The organism is Actinoalloteichus spitiensis RMV-1378 (assembly GCF_000239155.1).
GTDB classification, from domain to species: Bacteria; Actinomycetota; Actinomycetes; order Mycobacteriales; family Pseudonocardiaceae; genus Actinoalloteichus_B; species Actinoalloteichus_B spitiensis.
Map to the genome: position 1 here is coordinate 1 of NZ_AGVX02000635.1, position 1578 is coordinate 1578.

The following is a 1578-nucleotide window of genomic DNA, read 5'->3' on the forward strand; positions in this document are numbered from 1 at the left end:
CCCGGTCCCGCCGATGGTGAAGGGAGGTGCCGACGATGAAGAAGAAGGTCGAGCTGAAGGTGCGCCGCAAGCGGACCCGCACCCGGATCCTGAACAACCACGCCTGATCCCGGGCGGGGACCCGCGCCACCGCCCGGTGTCGCGGGCTGACGGTCGGCGGTCCGGTCGCGGTGTCCTCGGGCGCCACCGGGCCGCCGACCCGCCGGGAGCGCGGTCGCGCGCTCCCGGCCCTCCCACCCGTGCCCGGTGGCGAGGGCGGAGCCGGGTCGGTCCTCCACCGGTCCGACGTCGAGGTTGTCCACGGCCGTCCCAGCGCGGCCGACCAGCAGTGGAAGCAGGGGTGGCATGGAATACCGACGCGCACGCAGTCTCGCCCTGTACTGGCACGACGGCGAGCTCACCGCGGAGAACTACCTGGAACCGCGTTCCACCGACGAGGAGACGGAGAACGCGGTGGCCGTGGACTCCGAGGCGGTGCGGCTGCTCGGCCTGTTCGAGGAGTGGACCGACGTGGAGGCGGTGGTCGACGACCACCCCGACCACGACCCCGACTCGGTCCGCGCCGCCGTGGAACTCCTCGCCGAGGACGGGCTGCTCATCTCCAGGGCGGGGGCCGACCGGGAGGAGCGGTTCCTGGCGGCCTGGCGCGACTGGGGGGAGGACGCGCGGTTCTTCCACTTCGGTACCCGCAACGCGATCTACACGGGGGACAGCGTGGAACAGCGGCGGGCGGACGCCCGCTGGGTGCGGGAGACCGGGGGAACACCACCGGCCATCTTCAAGCACTACCCGTCCGCTCCCCGCGTCTACCTGCCCCGGGACGTGCGCCGGTTGACCGACGATTTCGGTGACGTCCTGCTGCGCCGCCGCACCCACCGCGTGTTCACCGGCGAGGATGTGAGCATGCGGGACCTGTCCTCGATCCTCCACTACACCTTCGCGCCCACCCAGCTCTACGACGCCGGCGACCTGGGGACCCTCATGCTGCGCACCAGTCCGTGCGGTGGGGCCCGCCACGAACTCGAGGGCTACGTGGCGGTGCTCGACGTGGAGGGGGTCCCGCCGGGGCTGTACCACTACGACGGGGAGTCGCACGCGCTCGAACTGGTGGACGCCGACTTCGACCGGGCACGGTTGCACCGGCTGACCTACGAGTCGGAGATGTGCACGCCGTCGGCGTTCGTGTGCTTCGTGACCGCCGTGTTCGAACGCACGATGTACAAGTACCGCAACTCGCGAGCGCTGCGGGTGACCCTGCTCAGCGCCGGGCACCTCGGCCAGACCTTCGTGCTGACGGCCACCGCGCTCGGTCTGGGCGCCTGGCAGAGCGCCGCGTTCCGCGATGACGAGACCGACGCGTCCCTCGGCGTCGACGGCTTCGAGGAGGGCACCGTCTACATGTTCGGGGCGGGCCACCCCGTCTACGCCGAGAACGGCATGCCGAAGGGGGTTACCCGCGCCGGGCTGGTCGACCGGTCGAGTCTGACGGCGGGTCCCCACGGAACGGGCTGAGCCGGCCGGGCGACCAGCCGCGTCGCGAGGAGGCGCGGCACGAGCGGCCAGCCGGGGCTGGCCGCT

At 72.2% G+C, this 1578-nt stretch carries 1 protein-coding gene; it reads left to right on the forward strand.

Annotation, left to right across the window (positions count from 1 at the left end):
- Positions 1-345 precede the first annotated feature (345 nt).
- Positions 346-1512 carry a SagB/ThcOx family dehydrogenase gene (locus ACTIDRAF_RS30710; protein WP_016701080.1) on the forward strand — a complete coding sequence of 389 codons (1167 nt, stop codon included), beginning with the start codon at positions 346-348 and terminating at the stop codon, positions 1510-1512.
- The last annotated feature ends 66 nt before the right edge of the window (positions 1513-1578 follow it).